Source organism: Mycoplasma miroungigenitalium (assembly GCF_013008635.1).
Lineage (GTDB): Bacteria > Bacillota_I > Bacilli_A > Mycoplasmatales > Metamycoplasmataceae > Mycoplasmopsis > Mycoplasmopsis miroungigenitalium.
This window is the reverse complement of the sequence record NZ_CP053096.1, coordinates 698,059-717,131: the sequence shown is the minus strand read 5'-3', so window position 1 is coordinate 717,131 and position 19,073 is coordinate 698,059. Positions and strand designations below refer to the sequence as shown.

Annotated in this window: 16 protein-coding genes and 1 other RNA gene; 10 read left to right on the top strand and 7 right to left on the bottom strand. The window is 29.4% G+C overall.

Features of this window, described 5'->3' with window-relative positions:
- Nucleotides 1-38 precede the first annotated feature (38 nt).
- Entirely contained in the window at nucleotides 39-1,259 is a 1,221-nt protein-coding gene (locus tag HLA87_RS03190) for an Mbov_0401 family ICE element transposase-like protein (RefSeq protein ID WP_171111866.1), read from the top strand.
- Nucleotides 1,260-1,414: 155 nt separating this feature from the next.
- Here HLA87_RS03190 and HLA87_RS03185 read toward each other — a convergent pair whose 3' ends face one another.
- On the bottom strand, nucleotides 1,415-1,597 hold the full coding sequence (locus HLA87_RS03185) for a hypothetical protein (RefSeq protein WP_171111865.1): 183 nt from the start codon (nucleotides 1,595-1,597) through the stop codon (nucleotides 1,415-1,417).
- Nucleotides 1,598-1,662: 65 nt separating this feature from the next.
- The gene (locus HLA87_RS03180; protein WP_171111863.1) at nucleotides 1,663-2,016 is read right to left on the bottom strand and encodes a lipoprotein 17-related variable surface protein; all 354 of its coding nucleotides are present in this window, start codon (nucleotides 2,014-2,016) and stop codon (nucleotides 1,663-1,665) included.
- Between the two features lie 251 nt (nucleotides 2,017-2,267).
- Here HLA87_RS03180 and ssrA point away from each other — a divergent pair.
- Nucleotides 2,268-2,662: a transfer-messenger RNA gene (ssrA, locus tag HLA87_RS03175) on the top strand.
- Nucleotides 2,663-3,051: 389 nt separating this feature from the next.
- On the opposite strand, the gene pgsA is transcribed toward ssrA, so the two are convergent.
- Together pgsA and HLA87_RS03165 are read right to left on the bottom strand one after the other, a co-directional pair.
- On the bottom strand, nucleotides 3,052-3,831 hold the full coding sequence (pgsA, locus tag HLA87_RS03170) for a CDP-diacylglycerol--glycerol-3-phosphate 3-phosphatidyltransferase (protein ID WP_171111861.1): 780 nt from the start codon (nucleotides 3,829-3,831) through the stop codon (nucleotides 3,052-3,054).
- Entirely contained in the window at nucleotides 3,821-4,330 is a 510-nt protein-coding gene (locus HLA87_RS03165; RefSeq protein WP_171111859.1) for an MHJ_0274 family protein, read from the bottom strand. The genes pgsA and HLA87_RS03165 overlap by 11 nt, the downstream gene beginning before the upstream one ends.
- A gap of 207 nt (nucleotides 4,331-4,537) precedes the next feature.
- Here HLA87_RS03165 and HLA87_RS03160 point away from each other — a divergent pair, with 207 nt between their 5' ends.
- From HLA87_RS03160 to HLA87_RS03125, 8 genes are all read left to right on the top strand, one after another.
- Nucleotides 4,538-5,767, top strand: a complete 1,230-nt coding sequence (locus HLA87_RS03160) for a hypothetical protein (protein ID WP_171111857.1) — start codon at nucleotides 4,538-4,540, stop codon at nucleotides 5,765-5,767.
- Nucleotides 5,768-6,051: 284 nt separating this feature from the next.
- Entirely contained in the window at nucleotides 6,052-8,274 is a 2,223-nt protein-coding gene (locus tag HLA87_RS03155) for a P68 family surface lipoprotein (protein ID WP_171111856.1), read from the top strand.
- A 79-nt stretch (nucleotides 8,275-8,353) separates the two neighbouring features.
- Nucleotides 8,354-9,208 carry a thermonuclease family protein gene (locus tag HLA87_RS03150; RefSeq protein WP_171111854.1) on the top strand — a complete coding sequence of 285 codons (855 nt, stop codon included), beginning with the start codon at nucleotides 8,354-8,356 and terminating at the stop codon, nucleotides 9,206-9,208.
- A gap of 8 nt (nucleotides 9,209-9,216) precedes the next feature.
- Nucleotides 9,217-11,346, top strand: coding sequence for an ATP-binding cassette domain-containing protein (locus HLA87_RS03145; RefSeq protein ID WP_171111851.1), 2,130 nt, complete (start codon nucleotides 9,217-9,219; stop codon nucleotides 11,344-11,346).
- Entirely contained in the window at nucleotides 11,336-12,463 is a 1,128-nt protein-coding gene (locus HLA87_RS03140; RefSeq protein ID WP_171111849.1) for a carbohydrate ABC transporter permease, read from the top strand. Before HLA87_RS03145 ends, HLA87_RS03140 begins: the two co-directional genes overlap by 11 nt.
- Nucleotides 12,372-13,400: a carbohydrate ABC transporter permease gene (locus HLA87_RS03135; protein WP_171111847.1), complete on the top strand. Its 1,029-nt coding sequence runs from the start codon at nucleotides 12,372-12,374 to the stop codon at nucleotides 13,398-13,400. Before HLA87_RS03140 ends, HLA87_RS03135 begins: the two co-directional genes overlap by 92 nt.
- A gap of 8 nt (nucleotides 13,401-13,408) precedes the next feature.
- Complete coding sequence (locus tag HLA87_RS03130) at nucleotides 13,409-13,687, top strand: hypothetical protein (protein ID WP_171111846.1); 279 nt, start codon at nucleotides 13,409-13,411, stop codon at nucleotides 13,685-13,687.
- Nucleotides 13,688-13,695: 8 nt separating this feature from the next.
- Nucleotides 13,696-14,988: an RNA-binding protein gene (locus HLA87_RS03125; RefSeq protein ID WP_171111844.1), complete on the top strand. Its 1,293-nt coding sequence runs from the start codon at nucleotides 13,696-13,698 to the stop codon at nucleotides 14,986-14,988.
- 121 nt (nucleotides 14,989-15,109) lie between these two features.
- Here HLA87_RS03125 and HLA87_RS03120 read toward each other — a convergent pair whose 3' ends face one another.
- Genes HLA87_RS03120 through HLA87_RS03110 form a run of 3 tightly spaced genes read right to left on the bottom strand, consistent with a single transcriptional unit; the run spans nucleotide 15,110 to nucleotide 19,069 of the window.
- On the bottom strand, nucleotides 15,110-15,586 hold the full coding sequence (locus HLA87_RS03120) for a hypothetical protein (protein ID WP_171111841.1): 477 nt from the start codon (nucleotides 15,584-15,586) through the stop codon (nucleotides 15,110-15,112).
- Nucleotides 15,586-17,982, bottom strand: coding sequence for an ATP-binding cassette domain-containing protein (locus HLA87_RS03115; protein WP_171111839.1), 2,397 nt, complete (start codon nucleotides 17,980-17,982; stop codon nucleotides 15,586-15,588). Before HLA87_RS03115 ends, HLA87_RS03120 begins: the two co-directional genes overlap by 1 nt.
- Nucleotides 17,969-19,069, bottom strand: coding sequence for an ABC transporter ATP-binding protein (locus tag HLA87_RS03110; protein ID WP_171111837.1), 1,101 nt, complete (start codon nucleotides 19,067-19,069; stop codon nucleotides 17,969-17,971). Before HLA87_RS03110 ends, HLA87_RS03115 begins: the two co-directional genes overlap by 14 nt.
- Nucleotides 19,070-19,073 lie beyond the last annotated feature (4 nt).

The following is a 19,073-nucleotide window of genomic DNA, read 5'->3' as shown; positions in this document are numbered from 1 at the left end:
TGATAAAACATTGAACCAATATGCTCTATAATTTTTGTATGGAAACTACCGAAAATGAATTAAATTTAAACCAATTAGAATATATCAATTGATTAACTTGTGATGAAATTACAAGATTATCAACAGAATTTAAAGATTCGTCCGAACGTAAGCAATTACAATATCGTATCAATAAAAAAATAATTAGAACCATTATAGGTCAAAATAACACCAAATACGATTTTGTCTTATACGAGTATTATTACTATGAAAATGGTAAAAAACATTATTTTAGATATTACCCTAAAAAATATGAGCATTTATTTAAAAAAACTTATGATACAAAGCTAGTAATCGATACTTTTACTCAATTTTGCGGTTTAATTAGAAATAAATTTACGAATATTAGTTGGAATTTATGCAAATATTATGCCCAAAAATTTAATTTATTCGAACCAGTCAAATCAGAAACCACACAAAAAACCTATGCTTCAAATATATATATTCATATTGATGATTTATTCGGGAAGTTAAGAGAAAATTCCAAAATTTATAAAACAAATACAAAGTTAATGAAATTTTTTTCAGATACACGTTCTGAACCAATTTATATTTATGAAACGTACACATCAAATGATAAAGTTAAATTAAGTAATATATCTAGAGCCAAATTATTAATTAAAATTATTAAAAATTTCTATTTAATAAATAAACATACTCAAATTTATGTATTAAGTGATGGTGCAAAGTATTTCGAAAATCTTGCAAAAATACTTAATGCAAAGCATATTTTTGATTATTTCCATTTTAAGAAAAGATTCAATGACTTATTTAAAAAACCAATCTTTATTTACAATGAAAATAAAATGAATAAGAAACTGCTTAAAATCAATAATTTATCCGCAAAGCAATGAATGTTGAAAGTAATAACTAACAAGGAACTATTTATTGATAGATTAAAAATTCTTAAAAAATATGATTTTGTTAATATTGGTTTAAAAAATAATATTAATACCTTCATTAACTTCATTCGACGAACTTGCAAAGACTATAATTTCTACATCAACAACATAACATGTGAAGCCGAATCTAGTATTAGTTTGTTTAAATCATTTTATAAAAAGCGATATTCAACATTCAGCAGAAAGACAATTATTGCTTTAATAAACGCTAATAAAGTTTTTTCTAAATGGAAATTAGTTAACATTTTTGACGTCAGAGATGAAAATTTAATTTGAGAGAAGTTGAGTTTAAATTATTATCGATTTAGTTTTGCATAGTATATACGCACGCGCGCACGATAAGCAATATATATTATTGCTCTAGGGGCTTACTAATGGTAAGAATAGTATTTAGATTAATTAATGCAACATATAAAAATTTTTTTGGAAAGATTTTAATAGTGGTAAAATGAGATTAAAGAAAAAAACCTGCATTAATTTCTATCTCTCCTTAAAAATTGAGTAAGCGTTAATAAAATATTTTTTGCAAACGTATCATTGATGTTTGTTTTATTTTTTATTGATATAGTAAAGAAAATATTTTTATTCTCCTTATTTATATTTTTTACATCAATAGTGTATGAATCAATATTTCTTAATTCATCAAATAATTCCAAACATTTGTTTACATCTTGTAGTGAATTCTCAAATTCACTTAGCGTTAAACCCGTTCCTATAGTGGCTAAATTAAGGCATCTAAATCATCTTTGGCAGTGGCAAATTTAATACATATTTGATATTTGTCAGGGAAAAATTTAATAGCTTCTTCAGGACCGATAACTTTAAATGTTACACTACCAGTACTATCATTTGCTTCTATAATTTGATAATTTATCCTCTTTGATTCAGATCCGTGAATTAAAAATATCGGAAGTAGTTCCGGTGCAAACTTCGATGCTTTCATATTTTTAACAGAGTTCAATATTTTTTTATCTTGCTCTAATCGATAATTAGAGTCAATATTGCTACTATACTTGTGATGGCAGCAACTGTTGTGATACCAAATGCGGAAGTATATAAAATCTTTTTTCTTCATTATTTCTCCAATCAATTTATCTATTTATAATTTTATACTCAAATCTAAAACAAATTCATTCAAATTTGTGTCAATAGAAATGACAAAAAGTATTGAATTATGTGTATATATGTAAATTATTGTAATTTTGTTTACTAGTTAAAAATCTAATAATATAAATATTTAGTCTCTAAAAATCGTTTTTTTATTCAACGCGATTTAATAAATATCATTTAATAAGTTAATAAAAAGTGATATATTAATAAATATGTGGGGGTGTAATGGCTTCGACATGTAGTGGGTATTAGTAACATCAGTGGTTTGGTAGACCATAATGCTTCTAGGCTTTATAGTCGCAAAAAACGAAAACAAAGTTCAAATCGAACTACAAGACTTGATTATGGCAAACCAAAATCAAGCACATTCAAACCTAGTTTTTGCTTAATTTTGCAATCTAGTGCACCATTCATCTCGCCTTAGGTGGTTGGTGTGGTTTAAAGGCTCGGTTGATATTTACACCTAATATCAATTTAAAATAAAAGTGTACTAATATTGAATGTCTTTGTTTATTTAACATCTATATTAGCAACAGAAATAAACTAAACTGTAAGAAGTGTTGCTATGTCTTGCTATGTGGACACGGGTTCAACTCCCGTCATCTCCACCATATGTAATATCACCTAATCCGTTTATGCGGATTTTTTATTGAATTTTGTACTTAATTATGTTGTAAAATGTAGTCATGAAAAAGCGAGACCAAAAGAATACAGAATTAATTGAAAATACTTTAGAACTGAATGTTAAATCAAGTTTGTCGAGGAAACAAATAACTCATTTAGATAACTATGACAGAAAATTTATTTTACGCAAGGCTAGAAATAACATAACTAATAACCCTTATAAAGTTAAGAATGCACTCCGCAAGCGTTTATTTTCAATTTTAGCAGCTGTATTGTTGAGTTCTTTACTACTAATTCTCCTAATTACACTAATTATTGTTATTTTTTGAAAATATTAAAAATCACCCCCAGAACGAAGGTGATTTTTGTTTTATAACTACTTATCATCATTATCTTTAGTATTTTTGATTATTTCTGCTGTAATTTGATCGTCAAATTTAGATTTAAAATTTTCAACATCAATATTAGGTTTTGGCTTATTTGAGCGAATTAGATGAGGTAATACGCTTCGGATGTATAGATAACCAGATAATAAACTGAATATCAACGCAATAATTAGAGGAAGCGATGCTATATAAGCATATAAATATCATAATCCAGTATTTTCATAACGGAATTTAGAGAAAAAGTCCGGCGAGGCAATTGCAATAATAAATAACAAAATTATTGCAAAAGTTTGAACTAATGTTTTAATTTTTCCTCATATAGAAGCTGAAACATCAATATTATGTTCTTTCATCGCAACTCTGCAACCATCAACAATTAAATCTCTAATGACGAACAATAGAACTATTCAAAATGGAATAAAACCTTTTGAAATGACCATTAAAAATATTAACGAAGCTGTTGTCATCATTTTATCGGCGATTGGATCTCATAATTTACCAAAAGAAGTTACTAAATGATTCTTACGAGCGATATAACCGTCAAAATAATCAGTAATCATTGCGCCAATAAATATAATAAGCATCAAAGTGAGTAAGACTCTACTAAAATATTTTGTAAATCATTCATTATTATAATTACCGAAAATACTTCCGTAAAAATAAACATTGCTAATCGTTAAATAAATATGACCTAAAACCAACAAAGGAACAAACAAGATAATTCTTATCAAAGTTAGTTTATTCGGTAAGTTAAGATTTTTAAACTTCATTTTTATAATACTCCTCAATTTCGCTCTCAAATTTAACAATGTCTTCTTTTTTGTTTTCCAAATCAATCAACAATTTTTCTTCTTTTAAATATTCTAAAACAGTGTTTGCTTTATTTCAAACAGAAGAGCGAGTATCTCTTAAAACAACAAAATTTTTAAATAAATCTGTGCAATCTGTATTGTTGACTATAAATTCCTTAAATTCTGGAGTTTGTTGTAAATCAAGTAAATATTTTCTAGCTGTATTGACAATTTGACTCATTTTATAGTCACCGATACTTGGTTTGAAATTGTCTAATAAATCTTGATTTTTCTTTAGTAAAAGGTCAAGTTTTAAAACAGTTTCAGTTTTAATTCTTGCTGCATCATTTTTAAATTCAATTTCTTTTCTTTTACGTTTCTTTTTTGCTCTCGCATCTTTGACAGCAGAATAGACAAAAAATACGATTAAAAGTAAAATAACAACTCCGAAAATTCATCATATTAAATAACCATTCATATAACCTCCTAGTTACTATTAATTAATTATATATAAAAGTAACTAATATGTGTAATTAAACACAATAAATAATGAATATTTGATTCGTGTGTGATATGTAATTTATTAAAACATTATTTTTTAAATTTACCAAAACCATTAATTTTTGTGTAAAAACAACAAATCTTTAACAAAATAGAATGTTATCAATTAAAGTATAATGTAATCATGAAATATAAATTACTTTTAAAATTTCTTTCTGTGCCAATAACTTCAACATTGTGTTTGTCAGCAATTTCTTGCAAAGACGACTCTGCAAAAATTAAAGAATCATTCAATAAATACAGAACCAGTTTAGAAAACGTTTATAAAAACAATGATAAATTTTCACGTTATATTTTAAGTAATGAAAATAAAGATCTTAACGCAATGTTAATTGATAACTTATTTTTAAATGATTTAATTATATTAAAAAATGAAATTGGGCAAAGTCGAGATAACGATAACAAATTTAATAATTTGCTAAACCGTTCAGAAGTTTTAATAAACGTTATTGAACAAAACAATACAAGAAGTGAGTTTAATCAAGAAAAATCAAAATTTGATGAAATCGTTGATAATATCAAAAATAATTCTCAACAATATAACAATGTAATTAATTCTGTAATTTTAAATCTCTTAACGAGCATTACTCAATATTTTAACGACATCGAAAAACTTAATTCTAGTTCATTTTTAAATTTTATCAATCAAAGACTTAAAGTATTATGTCAATATACACAATCGCAAGAATTAAATAAAATTGTCTCTTCATTCAATAATTACGATGAATTATCAAAGCAATACAATTATTATAAAAAAGAAATTTTGCAAAACCTTAACGATAAATTTAATTCCCATTTTATATTTAAAGATAATTTTGAACATTTATGTGAATTCAGTGAAAAATACAACAATTTAAATAAATATGGGTCAGATATTTATAAAAATATTCAATTTAATTTACCTTACATCGCATTTAAATATTTCTTTATCAAAAATTCTAATGAATTTAGTTACCTTAATAATAGTAAAAAATGAACTAAAGAGGAAACTCGTAAATTAATCAATAAATTGACCCGCATTATTGAAAATAGCTATTATTCGAAATACGATTATCTTGCCAAAGTGCATTATGAATTCAAAAATTTTGTATTTTTTATCGATCGAATAGGTCCCCAGGATTATACAAATATAAAGAAATTAGGTTTACTGGATACAATGAAACAATGAACCACTAATTTCGATAAAACTGAAGATTCTTTTTTAGTTTGGTTTAACAAATTAGAAAAGAAAGAAACTATCTCTTATAAAGAAAATTTTAAATCGGATTTAACATATGAAATGACGCTAGATAATAAAAAAATTATTTTCAGAAATACTTTTGAAAGTGCTTCAAAAAATTATTCAAGTTGATAATTAGCGCTTTTAAATATCTTTATTAAATAGCAGATTTACGAATATGTCTTAAATTTAGTTGGTTTCGAAAAATAAAAATATTTTTCCTAAATTTAAAAATATTATAAAATTAAGTCTTGTTTGATTTTCAAACCGCACGCGCAAGGCGTGTTTTTTTATATATATTGTATAATTAGTTAGCTTATAAAATCATTATGGGGTTTCATATGTTTTAATAAGCGTTAATTCAAATTAATTAAACTCAAAATATACGCAAATTCAACATTTGCGTATGAAAGGGATATATGAAAAAAAATAAATTATTATTATCAATTGGGGCTATTGCTGGAACAGCATCAGTGGCTGCACCACTTTTAGCTGCTTCATGCAGTAACGACAAATTTGATAAATCAAGAGAAAAACTAATTTTTGCCGTTACTTTCTCGAGAGGTAAAGAGCAATGAAACGCTGTTGACGGAGTTATCAGAAAATATAACGCCGAAGTGGTTCAACCTAAACGTAAAGAATTACAAGCTAAAATTGCTAACGCTAAAGGTGATGAAAAGGCTAAACTTGAAGCTGAATTAGCTACCTACATGGAAGTTGAACTAAAAAACATTGGTTCAGGTTACGGTGCTGGTCATACAGAAGTTGTAAGCAACATGAAAAACAACAACATCAAACAACTACCAAACATGACAATTAACTACGCATCCACAATTGCCGAAATCGTTAACTACGGTAGAAAAGTTGATGTATCAGATAAATCATTCGGTGATTTAGCAATTCAAAGAAACGTATTTGAAAAAAGTTTCGTTGATGTTAACGATAAAATTACCGGTGTTGCTGAAGGCGGACACTATTCACTACCTATCATGAAATCAACAGTAGTATTCGGAATCAACGGTCCAATCTACAAATATGTATTTAAAACATTGAAAAATGCAGGATATACCATTGATGAATCATTGGTTAATGATTTCAAAGTTGACACAACAGATTGAGATGGAGACCTTGTAGTTATCGGTGATGACGAACACTTTGGTAAAGCTATTGCTAAGGAAGAAATTGAAAAAATCTTTACAGAAGCTAAATACCCAAGCAAAAAAATTGGTGCTAATGTATTAACAGAATTTAAAACATACATCAAATTTATTACTGATGCAATTAAGATTTTTGAAAAATCTAAATCAGTTGATAAATCATCAGTAGCATTATTAGGTATTGATGACCCATCTGGAATTTTAAACACTGTTCTATACTCAAAACTAGGTGGCAAGGATAAAGATATGCCTATGTCAGTTATTAAAGGTAGTGACGGATCTGTTAAAGTTTCATTTACGGGTATTGCTGACAAAAACTCTAAATCATACAAAGCAACTCGTGAAGTTTATGATTTAGTCATGGATGCCGTTGAAGCTGGAGCATTAAAAGTTTATGGTGGTGGCGCATATTCATCAGCTGACCAAACAAACCATAAAGTTGGTGCTAACTTTGGTTCAACCGCTGGTTACACACACAACTTTATTGATGCCGGAGATATTAAACCAACATTCAAATTATTAAATGTTAAAACAAAAGATGGAAAAGAAGTTAATATCGGCTCTTCAGATATCGGTACTGTTAAAGCAGATAAAAAAGACGCAAAGAAAACTAATTTACAATTCAAATACGGTAATAATCTTTTCGATTCAAAAACTGATACATCAAAAGAAAAATACTTCTACCAATCAGATGCTGCTAACGATTCTATTATTACAAAATTAAATGATTTAAAAGGTCAAGCAAATAAATATATTATTCATATTGAAAATATTGAAGCAAATAAATCTATTATTGAAGGTATGGATAAATTAACATCTGATTTTACTAGATTAGGTGAATTAACCCACTTTGAAAAACACGGTACACCAGAACATAAAGAAACTAAATATGTTTTCTATTCATTTACTAATGCAATAACAGCGTCTTACACCAATGCAGATGTATCTGTTAATTTACCATCAGCAACTGGTTCACTTCAAAAAGATGAATTAATTACTAAACAAACACCTGCTAAATATGATGAAACTTCAACTGTTCAAACCGCTTTCTTACAAGGTCCTAACCTATTTGTTATCGACAATGGAGAGGCGCAAAATAAAGCATCTGTAAGATTCTTAAACTTTGTTCTAAAAGACAAAACACCTAAAAACTATGGTAAACATCATGAAAAAGATAGTAATGCTGCATTTATAGCTTCAACAGCATCTTACATAGTTCCATATGCAGGGTTTGGTGAAGGTAAAGAATTAAATTTCCCAAGAAGTAAAAATGCATATCTTGACTTAGCATTTAAGTTATTTACAGATAAAGGTATCACTTTATACGAAGAACCTACAAGTAAATATTCAAGTACTTATAGAGAAGCATTCAACTCAAATATGAAATCATTCGCTGAGGCTTTACGTACTAACGGAAACGAAGCACGTAAAACATTTGAAATATTTGCACAACAAATGCAATCAACAACAACTAACTTTAAATAAAAAAATAAAAACAGTTATACATCATTTATGTCGCAAGGCATAAATGTTTGTATTGCGATAAATTTCCTAAGGAGCTAAAATGAACTTTAAAAGATTATTAGTATCCTCTGCTCTTCCATTAACAGGTTGTTTGACCACGTTATCTGCATCTTGTTCACAAAAAATTTCTGATGAAAAAATTGAACAACAATTTAATGAATTAATGAAAGAAAAAGGAAATTGAGAAATAAAATTGGATAAAAACAACTCGTTCGTTAATAAAAACATTTTTAAAGCAAGAGTTACTCAACATGCTGATGGGGACACTATTCAAGTGTTAGCATTAGAGAACAACGACAAACACAGTATCACTACTGGAAAACAATACAAAATTAGACTAGCAGGAATTGACACTCCCGAAAAGAATGTTGGGGGTACTGATTCAGATCCTGAAGAAATGTTTTGAGCAGTCAAGGCATCTAAATTCTGTGAAAAAGTATTAAAAGATAATCAAATCGTTTATATTTATGCCACCGGAAAAGACACATATGGGCGTATTACTGCTGATGTCTTTTTCAGCTATGATAATAACCAACCTAACTCAGTTGAAGAGGCAAAACATTCTTATTCAGTAGAAATCACGAGAGCAGGTTGAACATTACCTTACTTAACAAACCCAAGTGACTTAGTGACTTTAATTGATAAAGGTACACTTCAAAGTTATACATTCTATTCATTAGGTTTAGCACTAAAAAGCGCCTATGATAATAAAAGAGGATTTTTCTATACTCAATCATTATTCAAGAAAAAACCTACTGATTTCTCTAATATCTACAAAATCAAAAAACTAGGTGAAAGCTGAAGACCGTTTTGAAAGGATTCAGGAGTAAGAAATGTATTTCAATATGAAAACTACGACTCAGTATACAAACCAGCCGTAGCACAAAATAAATAAGGACCATTATGAGATTACTTAAAAAATTATTTAACAAAATTAATGTGTCTGCATCAAAATATACAGAGGAAGACTATCAAGAATACAGAAGAATTTTGGAATCTGTTATAGCGCACAAAGAAGATAAATCATTGCCAGCTATTGAATTGAAAAATGTTTACATCGATTTCGGTGAAACATTAGCTGTTGATGACGTTAGTTTCAAAATACCTGAAGGTAAATTAGTTACACTTCTAGGACCATCCGGTTCAGGTAAAACAACCGCTCTAAACGCGATTTCAGGATTACTAACTATTAGTAGTGGTAAAGTAAGATTTTATGGTAAAAACGTTACTGCACTTACTCCACAAAAACGTAAAATTGGTTTTGTTTTCCAAAACTATGCTTTATATCCACACATGAGTGTGTATGCAAACATTGCGTTCCCTCTTAAAAATGATGCAGCCTGACAAAATGGTATCATTACCAAAAGTTTGATTGCACAAACAAAAATAAATAACATTTACCTAAAAAAATTAGGCGCAAGTGAATTAGAGACACAATCATATTTAGAAACAGTGGAAAATACTCGTGCTGTTCTAGATGAATTAGAAAGATTGCTATCTAAGTCTATTTCAAAGAGAAGACACAATTTTTCAATGGCACAAAGCGCTTACAAACTTGCTCTTAACAAATATGAAGCAAAATCTTCCATACTTGCCAAAAACGTATTAGAACGTTTCAGTGACTTGAAAGAAGACTACAAAAAAATCGTATCTAATATCAAATTTGAAAAATCAATAGAAAAATCAAACGGTATCGTAAGAGAAGTTTTACCTTGCCCAATGATTCAAGAAATTGAAGAATCAGGTCTATTGGTATTCAAAAAACCTCAGGTTGTGAAAGCTTCTAAAGACACACAACACATTTGAGCATTTACACATGATTATGCTCAATTAGAGAAAAAATATGCTGAATACGAAGAATTATTAGCAAGAATTGACGAATTAAACAAGTTAGATTACTCTAAAGCAGATGCTATTAAATTAGCAAAACTAGAGAAAAAACTTCTTGTCAACCAAACAATTTGTAGACACGCCATGAAATTAATTAACATTCAAGACGAAAGTGTTGACAAAATTAAGCAACTTAAGAAAGAACTTAAGGATGCTGAGGTTGAGTTACGTACTATTAGTAAAGAACACATTGCTCGTGCTAAACGTAACATGAAAAAAATTCCTGTAATAATGCAAAAAGAATACAACCGTATTCACAAAGAATTGAATGATAAATACGATTTTGTGCGTATCATTAAGGAAGATAAAAAATTGCGCAACTTCAATTTAACACCTGAAGAACGTGCTGAAATTGAAGAAATTTCTAAAGATATTATTTCAATTAAAAAAGCGCTTCACAGAGATGTTTTAGAAGTTGCTAAACGTGTAAATATCTTGCCTATTTTACAGAAAAAACCAACGAGATTATCTGGTGGACAACAACAACGTGTTTCTATTGCACGTGCTATTGTTAAAAAACCTAAAATCTTGTTAATGGATGAACCATTGTCTAACCTAGATGCTAAACTACGTATCAACACAAGACAATGAATCCGTGAAATTCAACAAAGTTTAGGTATTACAACAGTATTTGTTACTCATGACCAAGAAGAAGCTATGTCAATTTCAGACATCGTTGTATGTATGTCTACTGCTAAAGTACAACAAATGGGTACACCAATGGAACTATATAACAAACCAGTCAACCAATTCGTTGCTCGTTTTCTAGGTATGCCTGAAATGGGTCTATTGTCTGGTGATTACACAAATGGTGTATTAAAAGTTTTAGGAGTTAATATTCCTGGAATTAAATTGCAAGACAAAGATTCTGCTGAAGTTAATGTTGGAGTTCGTGCCGAAGATTACACAATCATTGAAGACGCTTCACAAGCGCAATTCCACGGAAAAGTAACGACTGTTGAACAATTTGGTAAAGAATCAAAATTAGTTGTTACTTTAAACAAAGACACAAAACTAAACTTCCTTGTCAACAATAAATACAATTTCCATGTTGGCGATGATTTACACTTTAATATCCCATCTGACAGACTACATATTTTTGACGCAATAAGCGAAGAAAGAATTGAGTACGATGTTCAATAATTACTTTAAGAGAAAGAGTTTAGAAACAAATAACAGATTTTTATTCAATTTCTCTATCAATAAACAAGCAAAGAAAAACAACGCTATTTCTGAGTCGGTTGTTGATCGTAGAACTCCATTCATTGTCGCATTGATTTTAATCTTGCCGGCATTGGCAGTTCTAATCACTTTCTCAGTTGTGCCTTTTATCATTAACATTAAATCTACATTCACTCATGTACAAAATTCTAATGGTGAAAAAACTACAACTTGAGTTGGCTTTGGAAATGTTGTTGACTTGTTCAAACAACTGAAATTTGCTGTTGGGATAAGAAACTCATTCATTTATGGACTTTTAGTGTTACCAATTTCTATGATTGTTTCACTATTAGTATCATCTTTAATAGCAACAGTTATTCGTAAAAAATTAAGAGGATTTTTACAAACAATTTTCTTCTTACCTTACGTTACTAATATTGTTGCCGTATCGCTAGCCTTTGTTCAAATCTTCCAACCAGATGGACAATTTAACCAAATTGCCAGATGATTCGGGTTTAAAGGCAACACACCATGATTACAAGCAACCAAAGAAGGTGAAGTTGCATTCAAAGCCTTATTTGTTATGCTAGTCAATGGTGTTTGAGGCTCATTAGCTTTCAATATCTTATTATTCACTACTGCTATGCTTTCAGTGGATAAAAACCTATATAGATCTGCTTCAATTGATGGTGTTGGCGGAACTAAACAATTTTTCACTATCACACTACCTTCTATCAATAAAACAATAACATTCATTATGACTATGGGTATTATCAACGGAATTAAAGTCTTTCCTCTTGCTCTTTTTGAGATGAAACCTGAACAAGCCTTTAATGCCGGTGCCTCAACTATTATGTTATTCATTTACTACTTCGTACAACAAAACAACTACGAACTTGCTGGTGCAGCATCAATTATTTTATTCATTATTGGTGTTTCATACTCAACAATCATTCGTTCAGGATTTAGAGTATTAACTCTTGCCTCAATCAATAAAGGAGAATCTGATGTTTGAAACAAAATTAAGAATTCAGCGGAAATTAGCGAACATAAAGCTAAGACGCAAAAGAGATTCAGTTACTCTTCAAGTACATGATAGTTCTCTTTTAACAATATTTACGAAGTATTTTATCAAATTAATTTTATTGGTATTCTTTGCTATGGTTGTCTTGATTCCATTCGCTTACATGATTCTAATTTCATCAATGAGCAACAATCAAGCCGACTTAGTTAAAACTGGTCAAGCTGGTATCTGACCACAAACATGAGAATTGGGTAAAAACCTTGCAACAGCCGCAACTGGTCAAACAAAATCATTTTGACCTTGAGAACAAGGTTGACAACAAGGTTACTTATTCTCATTCATTCTTACTTTTGCTAACGTTTTAATTTCAATTGTTTTAAAAATATTTATCACAATGTTATTAGGTTACGCATTCAGTTTGAAAAAATGATGAGGCAAGGAATTTGTATGATTCTTATTAATGACAATTCTTGTCTTACCAGAAGTTGCCTTGCTTTCAGGGCAAAGATGAGTTGTTGTCCAAATGGATAATGCTCTAAAACCACAAGACAGCGACAAATTTAACTTATTTAACTATAACTTGTTTGTTATTGCTATTCCTTTTGTGGCTTCAATATTTAACGGATTAATGTTTAGAAACGCCTTTGAATCAATTCCAAACAGAATCAAAGAAGTTGCTATGGTTGATGGTGCAGTCGGCGCTAAATACCTATTCAAAATCGCAATCCCAATGGTTGCCCCTACAACATTAACAGTTATCATCCTTACTACACTAGCCTCTTGAAACTCATTCCTATGACCTTCATTGATCGCTGGTACCGATTATAGAGTTATGTCAGTTTGATTATTTGGTGTCGGTGTTGACCACACCACAGCAGACGAAAGAACATACTACAACATTAAGATGGCCGGAGCAATTTGGGTTATCTTACCTATGTTCATTTTCTTCTTTGTTGCTAGAAACAAAATAATGAATGCAATTAGTCGTCAAGGTAGCACAATTAAAGGATAGGTTATAAGATGAAAAAAATTAATATTAAAACACGCACCATTGTGTGGTTATTAGCTGGAATCATTTCACTAGCAATCATCATTGTTTGCTCATTAATTATTCACCGTGTGACTCATGGTGTCGAAGCTATCCGTCACATAAATCTAGAAACCGAATTAGCGGGTGAATATCGTTCTCACAAAGCATATGCAATTGGTATATTAAGTTTTTGCTCAGTGATTTGCGCCATTTCAATAGCAATTTGCTATCTTGGTTTCAAATCTTGAAACTACAATGCAACCTTATAGGAGGAAATATGAATAAAAAATTACTTTTATCAGTTTCGCCAATTATGAGCTTAGCGCCAATTGCTACTGTTTCATGTGTTAATCCTTTTACCGATAACGACTTATTAAAAACTGCCCAAAGACATAACAAAAACAACTCTATTTTTGCAAATAAAACATTTGATGAATTCAAGCAAAAATTAATTAAAGCTAATATTTATCCTAATAACACCGATCAAGAAAAAGAAGAATTTAACAAAGTTCTTTTAACGTTTAAGAATTTCTTCGATAATGATGTTAATGAAATAAACTATTTAACTTTAGATAAATTTAATGTATTATTCAAAATTGAAAATGCTAAATTATCAAACAAATTAGTTATCTTCAAAGATAAACAAAAAAATATCATAAACGCAAACATTACATCGCAGGCTCAAATTTTATTAATGGAATATCTATTTGGTAAATCGCCATTTGGTCACACTGTTTTAAATAAAATTTGAACCGATAATACAAAAGTTGAAAAAACTTTATATGAACCTTTAGAACATGAAGGCTTAAATGTATTTACATACAACAAATCAGTAGCAGACGTTAATATCGAATCAACAATTATCATTCCAAATGCAATTGTTGATATGATAAAAAATAACGAATTTATGGCTACTCAATCTGTTGAAACCTTTACAAAAGCATACAAACAAACTATTTCAACACTTTCTAAATTTATAAAGAAAGTCGACCAAACTAATGAACACAATCTATTAAATTCATTAGCTCCAATTTATTATGTTCTGGAAAACCCCAAAAAAGATTTTTGAATTAACAAAAATTATGCTCCAACTCAAGAAGGTGTCTATGCAATGTTTACTAACGAAGGTTTTGCTAAGTTAGATCAAAACATTGACAATAGAATTACAGACTTTGCAAATGATCCGGAAGCATTTTATAAAAAACATAAGAACATAACTAACAAGCACTATGCCGATAAAGAAAATATTGAAGAATTCACACAAACCATTCAAAAATATAATGAAGGTATAGGTAAATTAGGTTTAACAGAGTTAGTTGCTTACTCACTATATTTCAACTTCCCTGCTGATATTCAAATTTTAGATTTTAAAGATAAACAAAATAACAAAATTTACTTAATTCAATATACCGATGCAGAAGGAAATTCAATTCTTGTAAACCCTGTTGCAGACTTTAAAAAAGATTCAACAACAATTTACAAAAATAAAAATGAATTAGCCGCTGCCGGATATACATTAGACACAAGCAATATTCTGGGTCAAAGCATCCAAAGCTCAGTTTGAAAATAAACTATAATCATAAACCGACCCTCAGTGGTTGGTTTTTTATTGACAAATTCACACGTTTTTCTGTGAAATAAGTAAAAAAATCTAACCCTCGGGTTAGATTTTGATCAGTAACGTCTGATTATTATAAATAGATTAAAGAAATTGAGACTAATAATAATACTATTCCTAATATTACTAATAATCAAAATATAAAATTGTGGTGTTTAACTTTCTCGTTTTGAGATTGTTTAGTTTTAAGTTGCTCCAGTTCATCATTGAGTACACGCAATTCAATGCGTTGGTCGGTACTTAGTGAAGCATTCCTTTGCAACTTATTAATTTTTAATTGGAGTTTTGTCTGGTTTCGATTTTCGCTAATTTTAACTAAACCTGAACCTAATCCGGCTTTAATAGATAATGCAATAACACCATAGGATAAATATAATAATCCAGTAGCTAAAAAAGCATCGCCAAATACATATTTTAAATTTCCGTTATATTTATTGCCAAAATGTTGGACAAGAACCACAGCTATAAATAAAGCTCATCCTAATACCAAAACTACTGAAAAATGAATGGTTTTAGTACGTTTAAATGATTCTTTAAAATACTTTTTCATTATTTAATAGTTTTAGCGTCAACTTGTTCTACTGAAAGATTAAATGCACTCGCTCATTCCATTGCTTGTGCTTTAGTACCGTAAATATAATGATCTTGTTCGACTTTGAACAATTGAGGTACGTTGGGATATTGTTGACCTTGTAAATAAGTTAATTCAAAATTAATATTCTCGAATTTTTCGTTTGCATTTGAAATTTTAGGTATTGCTTTAAATAAGTTAATAGTATATGGGTGAACTGGTTTTTGATAAACTTTGTCAGTATCTCCGCTTTCAACTATCTTACCATAGTGCATAATTTGCACTCTATCAGCAATATATTCAATCATTGATAAATCATGAGCAATAAAAATCATACCGATATTTTTCTTTTCACATAAATCTTTTAATAAATTTACAACCTGTGCTTGAATTGAAATATCTAACGAAGCAATTGGCTCATCTGCAACAATTACTTTTGGTTGTGTAATCAAAGCACGGGCAATAACAATTCTTTGACGTTGTCCTCCAGAGAATTCGTGTGGATAACGATAAGCAAATTGTTTAAGCAATCCAACATCTTCAAGTGATTTATAAATTGTTGTCTTGATTAATAAGTTTTCAATCATAATTTTGGCAATAATATTTCCAGATAATGTTTTTAAAATCTTAACAAATTTAGAGTCAACCGCGGTCGAAGTATTGATTCCAAGTAATACCTTAATTGCTTTAACATCACGGTTCAAATATTTAGCTTCTATTTCAAAGGATTTTAGAGTTGCAAGTTTTGTTTCAACCTTCGATTGATATAAACTTATTGATTTTTTAATTTCTAATAAATTCTCTTTTGATTCGCCTTTTGCTTTAGCATCATTCATATACGATTTTAATTTATTAATAAAACTATTGTGAACTTTCATAACTTCAAGATTCGTGATAGTTTGCATATCTTTTAACAAATGATATTGTTTATCTGCTTCTTGAATCTTTTCATCAAGTTTAGCAATAGAAGCCTCATGTTCAATCACATATTCAGCAAGCATCGCTTTATTAACTTCGATGGCTTTATCATAGGATGCTTTAGCGTCAGCGATTTGTTGCGGACTTGCAGTTTTTTGTTTATCAACTACAATTGATTTATTGACTTTAATTTTATCTTTTAAATTGGCAATTTTTTTATTAAATTCACTTAAATTATTTGTATTTAACTGTACATGTTTGTCAAAATTAAAATTAAAATTATTTTCAATGCTTGATAGTATTTCTTTCTTAACTTCTGGCGTGTATTTGATATTTAATAAGTAGTTGTTGAAGAAGTTTTTTGAGTAGTCTTCTAATTCATTAATAACGTCACGAACTTCAGTATATTTAAGTTCTTTTAGACAAGATCTCAATTGTCTAGTAACCTTATTCAACTTTTTAGATAAATACTGGTTTTTAATATTGTGAAGATACATATCTAGTTTTGCAGAAATTCATTTCGCATTTCTATATATGATTGCATCTTTATGATATTCAGTAATAAAGTTATCAAAAGTGTTTTTATTAGTTGCTTTTTCAAGCTTTCTATTTTTAATTAATTGTTTAATTTCGCTCTGTCACACACGTATTTTTTGTTCCGCATTGTATTGTTTTAGAGTTATTTTAGACAATTTTAATGTTTTTAAATATTTTTCTTTAGCTAGCTTTAATTCGGTTTCATCAAGCTCTAAATTAGAATTTCTAAAGTCTTGCTGTTTTTCAAAATAAAAACTCATTAGTTCATCAGTATTGCGGTATAGATTGTTAACAATTTGACTTTCCATATTTTGTTTTTCTTCTAAATATGAATAGTAACTATTAAAATTATCCTCAAAACTAAGACTCTTATCAAATGTTCATGTTTTGAATTTTTGAACTCAATCTGGGAAAAAGTCTTTAGCTAAAATGTTTATTGATTCAAGATTTTGTAGTCTTAATGTTTTATATTTATGTTGGAATGTATAGAAATACATTTCTTTGACATCAACCCAATCTTTAAAAATATCTTTAACTTGGTTTTTGACAATACCATTTACAATTAAAGGTTCTTTTAAAGTTGTATATATATTCTTTTGACCATTCAATGAAGCATGAGGGTCTTGGAATATCATTTGAATGTTTTTACGTAAAAATTTTGTTTGGTTTCTTGAAATACGTTTACCACTGATAACTGAACCATCTAACATTACAAACCCATTGAAATCGTCATAAAGACGAAGTAATGAACGACCAACAGTTGTCTTTCCAGAACCAGATTCACCAATTAAACCAACAATTTCACCTTCATGTAAGTCAAAGCTTACATCATCAACAGCTTTATTAACAATACCGCCGTTGGTGAAATATTTTTTAAGACCTTGTATTTCCAAAATTGGTTTCGAATTATTTTTCTTCATCTTCAGTAAATACCTTTCTGAAACTTTCTAATCTAATTAATAAATCTTTAGGAAGTTCAACTTTTGGGGCGTCAGGGTGTAGCAATCATGTTGCGGCAGCATGACGTTTTTTCACCGGTAACAAAGGGGGTTCTTTATGGAAATCAATTTCCAAGGCATATTCATTTCTAGGTGCGAACGGATCTCCGAGCGGTAAATTAGCCATATCTGGAGGTGTACCTTTGATTGAATATAATCGGTCTAGTGAATTTTCTGGAATAGCAGATATAAGGGCTCACGTATAAGGATGACGGGGGTCGGTAAAGATATCTTTTCTAGTTCCTCTTTCAACAATTCTGCCCGCATACATTACATAAATATAATCACAGAACTTAGCAACAACACTAATGTTATGACTAATTAAAATAATTGAAATATTCATCGTTTGACGGATACGTTCGAATAATGCCAACACCGATGCTTGAACAGTTGGGTCTAATGCTGTTGTAGGCTCATCAGCAATTATTAGTTTTGGTTTTAAGGCAACAACCATTGTAATAACAACCCTTTGCTTCATTCCTCCTGACAAGGTATGAGGGTAACGGTCAAATATTTCTTCGGCGTTAGCAATACCAAATTCGCTCAGTAAACCGATTAAATATTTACGTTTTTCAGTATAAGGTTTTGTGCTTCATTCACTATTTAAATCCAAAGCGTCTAATAATTGTTTTCCAATTTTACGAGTAGGGTTTAAAGAAGTAAGAGGGTCTTGAGGAATATAACCAATATAATGTCCTCTTATTCCCTGTCATTGTTTTTCGTTTGTTATTTTGGTCAAATCTAAATTATCAATTTGCATTTTATCCGATACAAAGTAGGCGCCTTCATTAACGTTAATTAAAGCTTTTGAAGTTACTGATTTGCCCGAACCAGACTCGCCAACTAAACCAACGATTTCACCTTTTTTAATTTTTAAATCAAGTCCACGAACGATTCTAATAAAGTTTTTACGTCCGTTTTTAAAGTCAACTCTTAAATTTTCCACGTCCAAAAGCAAGTCGTTTTCTAAAGGAAGAGTTTCAAGTGAAGTTAAATTATTTTTTTTCATATTT